The 7146-nt window shown below is 60.8% G+C and carries 7 protein-coding genes and 1 pseudogene; 3 read left to right on the forward strand and 5 right to left on the reverse strand.

The window, feature by feature from the left end; translation table 11 throughout:
* Positions 1 to 354 (forward strand): annotated as a pseudogene (locus G372_RS13425) (translational GTPase TypA); the annotation flags it as partial.
* Positions 355 to 523: 169 nt separating this feature from the next.
* Here G372_RS13425 and G372_RS0100250 read toward each other — a convergent pair.
* The 4 genes from G372_RS0100250 to G372_RS0100265 are packed head-to-tail and all read right to left on the reverse strand — an operon-like array spanning position 524 to position 4846.
* The gene (locus G372_RS0100250; RefSeq protein ID WP_019623738.1) at positions 524 to 2185 is read right to left on the reverse strand and encodes a type IV pilus modification PilV family protein; all 1662 of its coding nucleotides are present in this window, start codon (positions 2183 to 2185) and stop codon (positions 524 to 526) included.
* A 44-nt stretch (positions 2186 to 2229) separates the two neighbouring features.
* On the reverse strand, positions 2230 to 3432 hold the full coding sequence (locus G372_RS0100255) for a pilus assembly PilX family protein (protein WP_019623737.1): 1203 nt from the start codon (positions 3430 to 3432) through the stop codon (positions 2230 to 2232).
* Positions 3432 to 4304 (reverse strand): prepilin-type N-terminal cleavage/methylation domain-containing protein, encoded by an 873-nt coding sequence (locus G372_RS0100260; RefSeq protein WP_019623736.1) that lies wholly within the window; start codon positions 4302 to 4304, stop codon positions 3432 to 3434. The genes G372_RS0100255 and G372_RS0100260 overlap by 1 nt, the downstream gene beginning before the upstream one ends.
* On the reverse strand, positions 4298 to 4846 hold the full coding sequence (locus tag G372_RS0100265; protein WP_019623735.1) for a GspH/FimT family pseudopilin: 549 nt from the start codon (positions 4844 to 4846) through the stop codon (positions 4298 to 4300). Before G372_RS0100265 ends, G372_RS0100260 begins: the two co-directional genes overlap by 7 nt.
* A 190-nt stretch (positions 4847 to 5036) precedes the next feature.
* On the opposite strand from G372_RS0100265, the gene G372_RS0100270 reads away from it, so the two are divergent.
* Positions 5037 to 5459 carry a type IV pilin protein gene (locus tag G372_RS0100270; protein ID WP_019623734.1) on the forward strand — a complete coding sequence of 141 codons (423 nt, stop codon included), beginning with the start codon at positions 5037 to 5039 and terminating at the stop codon, positions 5457 to 5459.
* Positions 5460 to 5470: 11 nt separating this feature from the next.
* Here G372_RS0100270 and G372_RS0100275 read toward each other — a convergent pair whose 3' ends face one another.
* The gene (locus tag G372_RS0100275; protein WP_019623733.1) at positions 5471 to 5992 is read right to left on the reverse strand and encodes a GspH/FimT family pseudopilin; all 522 of its coding nucleotides are present in this window, start codon (positions 5990 to 5992) and stop codon (positions 5471 to 5473) included.
* A gap of 150 nt (positions 5993 to 6142) precedes the next feature.
* Between G372_RS0100275 and G372_RS0100280 the strand changes: the two genes are divergently transcribed.
* Positions 6143 to 7009 (forward strand): formylglycine-generating enzyme family protein, encoded by an 867-nt coding sequence (locus G372_RS0100280; RefSeq protein ID WP_019623732.1) that lies wholly within the window; start codon positions 6143 to 6145, stop codon positions 7007 to 7009.
* Positions 7010 to 7146: the final 137 nt, after the last annotated feature.

Below are 7146 nucleotides of genomic sequence, written 5' to 3' on the forward strand. Positions count from 1 at the left end.
GCCAACGCCGCTGGCAAGGCGCTGGGCTTTGCCCTGTTCAACCTGCAGGATCGCGGCAAGCTGTTCATCGGCCCCGGCGACGAGGTCTACGAGGGCATGGTGATCGGCCTGCACTCGCGCGAGAACGACCTGGTCGTCAACGCGCTCAAGGCCAAACAGCTGACCAACATCCGCGCCGCCGGCACGGACGAGAACATCCAGCTGACCCCGCCGATCCGCATGACGCTGGAGCAGGCGATCGAGTTCATCGACGACGACGAACTGGTAGAGGTTACCCCGGAAAACATCCGCATCCGCAAGAAGTTCCTGCTCGAGCACGAACGCAAGAAGGCCGCTCGCGCCGCCTCGGCGTAAGGCCTACGCCAGCGCCCCGTCAGTGGGCAAGGCAAAAAGAAGCGCCCAGTCGGATCATCCGCCGGGCGCTTTTCCGTATATGGCCAGCGCGCGCCTGGCTGGGCGTCAGGCAAAAGGCAAGCTCTGACACCAGCGCTCTCTCCCTTCCAAAGCAGACTGAGGCCGGGAGCTACGGGCAGTCTGCGTCTTCGTGCGCGACTGTAATTAAGTTAAATTCCAGCGCCTCGGTTTGGCTGATCTGGTCAAAGATGAGGACGTTGTCACCCGATTTTGTTACGGTGCCGCCGCCAAGTTCAGCTGTGCCCATGTCGCAGAGTTTCGTGTCTGGTCCCAGTGTCAGGATCATGTCGCTGGACCACGTCTCGCCCGTCCAGCCTTCCCAGTCGATAACACATTCGAAAGAAGTGATTGACTCGACCTCATTCCTTCCTTGCCCGAAGGACTCTCGGTTCGGGCCACAGCTGGCGTAAACGCTGTCGAAGGTCAGATCCTCCAGCACTGGGTATCTATTGCTGCCAGTGGGCGCGTTGATCTGCTCGACATTGCCGGCGACCAGAGTAGTTTCTTGGTCACCGGGTTGGGGCAAGGAATCTCCGTCGTCCGTGCCACAGCCCATGCCGCCTTCGTAAAGACAGACATGCCTGCCGGCGTTGCCTTCGAATGCACCCTGGCCATCTTCAAGTGCCTCGAAGCAATCCTTCGGGCGATTGTTCCCGCTCCGGAATTGGGTGAGCATGAAATCGTGTCCCGTAAGATTCTGGGCAACGTAGGTCGGGTTCTGGCTTTCGCCTTCGGCAGGAGTAATCCCGATACCGATGGCTCGGATGCCACCCGCGGTCTCGATGAACGAACGGTAGAAGCGGTTCGAGCTGGTGCGGGGCTCGCGGCTGTCCCAAGCGCTCGTTTGCTCCGCCAAGTGGTCGCCGACGCAGGAGCGGTCGTTCGGGTTGGCATTCTCCTGACGAACAATCCCGACGTTGCCGTACCAAGCCTCGCCAACATAGCACTGGTAGTAAAAGTAGGAGTACCCCGAGGCGCTGTCCACGAAGGGCTCCAAGGTGCCGCCCAGTGGCTCCTGGCCGCGGCGCGTGCAAAAACCTGCGTCGGAAGACAATACGCGAGTGACGACGGGATTCAGGCTGATAGTGTCTCCATAATACACTCGGCCGCTAATGGTGCTGAACAATTCCCCGGGATTGGTGGTGTCCATCGTCATAACTACTTCACCATCGCGCACAAGTTGAACCTCACCATCGCGCTGACGGGTCTCTGTGCCGTCTTCGATGGACGTGCCTTCGATGACGTTGGTAGCTGTGGTGACGTCGGTTCCCTCCAGCAGTTCCCCGCCCCCCATTCGTGCCCGGCCTGTCGGGGTATTGAGGAAATTTCCGCCTTCGGAGTCCGCGCGCGCCGCGGCGACGCTGAATCGAGGATTGCTCCAGGCGACCGCTGTACTGATGAGTACGCTCTGTTCATCACCCCGTCGGTCGGTCCAGGTGACACGCACCTCCGGTTCGAAAAATCCGAACTCTGAGGTGTCCGGCAGGCTCGTCCATTCGAGCGTGTAACTGGCGTTGCGCCCCTCAGCTTCTGTTCGAACATTGTCAAGCCGGCGGTTCAGGTCTGACAGTGTCGACGCGTTTCGCAGTTTCTCGATCTCGGTTTCCGCAATCTGCATTGCCTCTGCGCGCGCCTTGGAGTCCCCGGCACTCGAAAGCAGGTCGCCGTGGAGGCGCGCGATGGCCAGGAGCCCAAATGACACAACCGCGATCGCGATGAGTGCTTCGATCAGCGATATACCAAAGACGCGGGCTCTCGAGCGGTCTTGCATGGTCCGGCCTCCTGCAGTGCGGCGATACATTCGACGGGCACTCATCATTCGTTTACCCAGTGAGCCCAGTCTCGCCAGGCACCGGAGATGGCGCCTCGTGCGCCCAGTTCCCCCGCTCCTGATGCAGCGACGGGGTCGAAGACAAAGTACGGAGTGCCGCCAGCATCGGTGGTGTCGCCTTGGATAACGCTGGCACCGTAAACCGTTGGCGTGCCGTTCGCGCTGAGGTTGCCCCGGACATACAGGACACCGTGCAGCTCGAAATTTCCACCCAGCGTCGCGTCGCCTTCCACAACGAGGACGACGGGGTTGTCACGATTGCCTACCGTGTCGTTAAGGTCGGCATCACCGGTCATCCAGATAACTTCGTTGGTCATCCCGTCAATGCTGTCTGGGTCGAGCTCTGTTACGACGTTGTCCCGATAGCTATTCGGTTCCTGACCCATGAAGTTTCGGAAAAAGTCATCGTCGGAAAGGGAGCTGAGCTGAAGATCGCCGGTGATGACGTCGGGGCCTCGCATATTTGCATCCGTCGTGCATACATACACGGTTCCCACGCCGCACTGATCGGGTTCGCTGGGAAGTGGGTCGTTCTCGCTAAGCGGCGGGTGGTCCTGGTTGCGAACAAACGTGTTGCCGGGGTTCCCGGTGACATCCAGGTCCTGGCCGGACCAGATGGTCAGATTGTTGTAGGCATTGAATACGCGTGCTCGGCCATTGGTGTTCACGCCACCCCGGGTCGTAAGCGGGTTGGTGGGAGGGTCCGCCAGTGACGGCGCGCCGCGAATCGTTGTCGTCACGCCCCGTCGAGCGCTCTGGTCATCACTCCAACCGCAAGACCAGATGCCAGCGTTCCGCAGGCTTTCTGGCTGACCGAGCGAGACGGCCACGCTTTGAAAATCATCGGGGGAATCAGGGCAACCCGGAATCTCGTCCACCGCGTCTGGGCTTATGAAGGCAGACCGGTAAAAAACGGGCCGGTCCGTTGAGTAGTCGTGCTCGAATAGCCGGCCAATATCATCCTCGCCGTCTTGAGCAAAGGCCACCGCGCGCTCGAGTCCCGCTTGAGCGGCGTTGGTCGTCTGCTTCATGCGGGTCTCATTGGCTGCCATGCGCTCTTCGAGGATGCTTGTCTGCGCTGTAAACAAGACCGTCAGGGTCACGGCGACCATGATGATCAACGCGATCACCAGGGTCGCGAGTCCGCGTTGCCTTGCTGGGGGCGTGGTGAAGGGCGCGTGGTTCATTAATTAGCCTCCACCGTAAAGATTCGATTATTGCGGACCCGGATGCTCTCGTCGAAAGTTACCTGCGTGTTTCCGCTGGATCGGTCGGCTGCCTCGAGGGTGACTCGGACCTGCCGGCTTTCGATGAGTACGTTGTCTCGGTCGGATTCGAGGGCGCCGTTGTAAGCCCCTTCGCAGAAGGTGCGACTTTCTTCGTCGGCCTCCCAGAATGCGTCATCTTCTGTATTACCGCTGTCGCTACTGAGGTCCAGCGACGTGTTGAGGCAAGTCGAGCCTTCGGTGCTGAAAGTCAGCGAGTTGACTCGGATCGTTCCGCGGTCGGTTAGTGTTTCCCAGCTGCCAGTCTCACAGCTTTCGGTGTTGGACACATTAGATGACGCCAAGATTTGAATGACGCCTTCGGAGTTAAGGCGGTAGCCAAAGACAAATTGGCGAAAACCCGTCAGGTCCGAGAGATCGAACTCTAGAGAAGCGTCTTGAGGGTCGTACTGGAAGGTTGGGTCGTAGCTCACCAAGATGCAGTTCGCGCTTCCTCCGTCATGGTCATGGATGGTGATGTTGCGGGTTTCGTCCATGAAAGGGTTTTCTGGCGTCCCGGATTCCTCGGACACCTCTATGCGGCTTGGGTGTGAGTAGCCAGCTCGTCGGATGTCGCTAGCCATTAGGTCCATCGAGATGCGCGTATCTTGTGTAACGCGGGCTTCTGTAACGACGAAGGCGCTTCCGCGTATCACCGTGATGTACAGAGCAATGACCCCCGCAACTACGATGGTCCCGACAAGGATCCCGATCATCAGCTCGACCAAGGTGAAGCCCTTGCTGGAGCGTATGCGAGGGAGGTGGCCCGCTGGGCGGAGTTGGCGGGTCAGCATGCCGGGTACGCCCCCATGGCGCGATTCGTTCCGCAAGCGCTTGGTCGCCCGATCGGGTTGATTTGAACTTCCATCTGGAAGCCGCTGGGTGACGAGGTGAATGCGAGAGTTTCTCGTGTACCCGAGACCATGCTGCGCACGTGGTCGAACCTTAATTCTTGGTCGCCGCTCATGGTGATGTTTCGGTAGTCATTAGAGACAGTGGTTCTAAGGGTGGGGTCTTCCTGGCCTGCCAACGTGATCTCGCACGCGTTGCCCGCGCCAGCAGCTTCGAAGCAGTTACAATCTTCCGTCTGCGAGATTCCATGGCACCACTCGTCTCCATCAGTCTGGCTGACGAACCAGATGTCGCGCCCCTGCTTGATGGCCTCGGAGCGCGCAGTCTGAATCTGGTCGAGGGCGCTCTCGGTTGCGCCGATTACACGCCGTTGCTCGGCAAGGTTGAACGCAGGGACGGCCAGCGTGATCAGGATCACCAGGACGGCGATGGTGATCATCAGCTCGATCAGGGTGAATCCGGACTGTCGGGAGGTTGCAGCCATGCGCGGGTCCTGTTCGGAGTGCCGGAAGGTATCGACTCCCATTATACGGTTTGGGGTATGTTGGGCATGGCGCACGGCTACCGCTCACGGGGCGAAAGAGACCCTTCGTCGATCTGGAAGGGGGCGAGTGGCTCGGCTTGTGGTGGAATTGGGTGTAGCCGTATAGCTGTTCCTAGAGGGAGAGAGCGGGATGGACCAGACAAAACGCCGGATGGCCGGATTTACGCTGATCGAGGTGATGATCGTAGTGGTGGTGATCGGAATTCTCGCGGCGATCGCGTACCCCTCGTACCAGAACCACATCCTCAAGTCGCAGCGGGCCGATGCGCACGATGCGCTGCTCCGTATCCAGCTGGAGCAAGAGCGTTATCGTGCGAACAATCCCCGGTACGCGGATAACAGCCAGCTGACGCAGGATCGGCCCGATGGATTGGGTCTGGACGCGGTCTCGGCCGATGGTCACTACGAGCTTGCCATTACTGAGTCCTCACCTTCGGAGTTTACGGCCACGGCAACGCCCCAGAATCGCCAGGCTAACGACAGTGATTGTTCACCCATTATTCTGGAAGTGTCCGGCGGTTCCGCTGAGCGGACACCGCAAGATTGCTGGTAAGGCAAAGCCTATTAACAACGTTGAATGGGTTCGCTCCGCGGCCGCCCGATGCTGCTGACGATCACGCGCCGTCCGTCTGTGATATTGCCGCAAACGGTGAAGCTCCCCATCTGCAGGGCGCCGCTGAGGCGCTGGGTCGTGCCTCGGGGTACATAGGACACATAGTCCCGGACCGGAGTGTTGCCGGTCACCACCAGGCCCTCTAGCCCCGGCGCCTCATAGCCGATCAACGGATCATCCTGATCGCGCAGGCCGGTATTGCCGCGGTCTGCAAACCAGATCCAGCCATCCGCCCAGACACCGTCATCACGGCAGGTCTCTCCGTCGCTGGACGGGCACAGGGTGACGCGCTCGTTGCGCTTGAGCGCCTCGCTGCGCGCCAGGTGCATGGCGTTGAGCAGGCTGTTGGTGGCGCCGATGACGCGCTGGCGCTCGAGCATCTGGCTGAAGGCCGGGGCGGCCAGCATGGTCAGTATGGCGAGCACGCCGATGGTGACCATCAGTTCGATGGCCGTGAGGCCCTGGTGACGCATCGCTTCTCCTCCCTGAGATCGCGTGCAAGCCCTAGCCTAGACCACCTTGATGTCTCTCACCAGTGCTTACCGGGGAACGGCCCCAGGCGGATGTTGCCTATAGAATGGGCGCGCGCCCTATACGATTCAAGTACGGGTTGGAAGGAGCCAATGGCGAAGAGTGTTCAGGCGATGGAGCAGGCGGATCTTCTGGACCTGCAGCAGCAGGCGGCGCGCAAGGCGCGGCTGGATATTACGTTTCGGGACGAAGCGCGTTCGGGTGCGCTGACGCCCGAGCTGCAGGTGATTCCGGCGGGCGAGTGCGAGATCGGTTCGGACGCCTCGGAGTACGGGCATAAGGAGCACGAGTCGCCGCGGCGCTATGTGGTGCTGGAGAAGCCCTTTGCCCTGGGTCGCTTTGCCGTTACGCGCGAGGAGTGGGATGCCTTTGCCGAGGCGACGGGCTGGGATACCTGGGGCTGGTTGGTGTGGCCAAGGACGCCGCGCACGCCAATCTTTAACATCAAGCCCGCGTCGATCCAGCAGTATCTCGAATGGCTGAGCGAGGAGACCGGCAAGCGCTATCGCCTGCCCACCGAAGCCGAGTGGGAATACGCCTGCCGGGCCGGCACGCGCACGCCTTTTGCCTTCGGCGAGGCGGTTGGCTGCCGCGATGTGCACTTCAACTCCCTGTTCCCCTACGAGGAGCGTCGCCAGCGCCGGAGGTGGTACGTCCCGGCCTGCTTCCCGCTGTCCCGTCCTCTGGACGTCGGCAGCTTCCAGCCAAACCTTTGGGGGCTGTACGACATGCACGGCAACGTGCAGGAATTCACCTCCACCCCCTGGCATGATGACCACGCCAGCCTGCCGCGCGATGGCGTATACCGTCGCGACCCGGACAACGAATGGGTCGTGGCCAAGGGTGGCTCGTGGTTCGACCCAGCCGTAAATACCCGAAGCGCCGCCCGGCGCCGCCGCAACATCGACGAGATGGATACCAATCTCGGCTTCCGCGTCCTGCGGGAGCTGGACGATTAGGCGCTGGTCGACCCTGGATGATGCGTTTCGCTGCGCTCAACGCATCCTTGTGTCTTGCGGTTCACGGATCGCTACCATGGACCGCACCGGACTCGGGGTAACCCGATCGCATCCTGAGGTCACGAACCTGTGCCGTA

This window comes from Thioalkalivibrio thiocyanoxidans ARh2 (genome assembly GCF_000385215.1).
GTDB classification, from domain to species: Bacteria; Pseudomonadota; Gammaproteobacteria; order Ectothiorhodospirales; family Ectothiorhodospiraceae; genus Thioalkalivibrio; species Thioalkalivibrio thiocyanoxidans.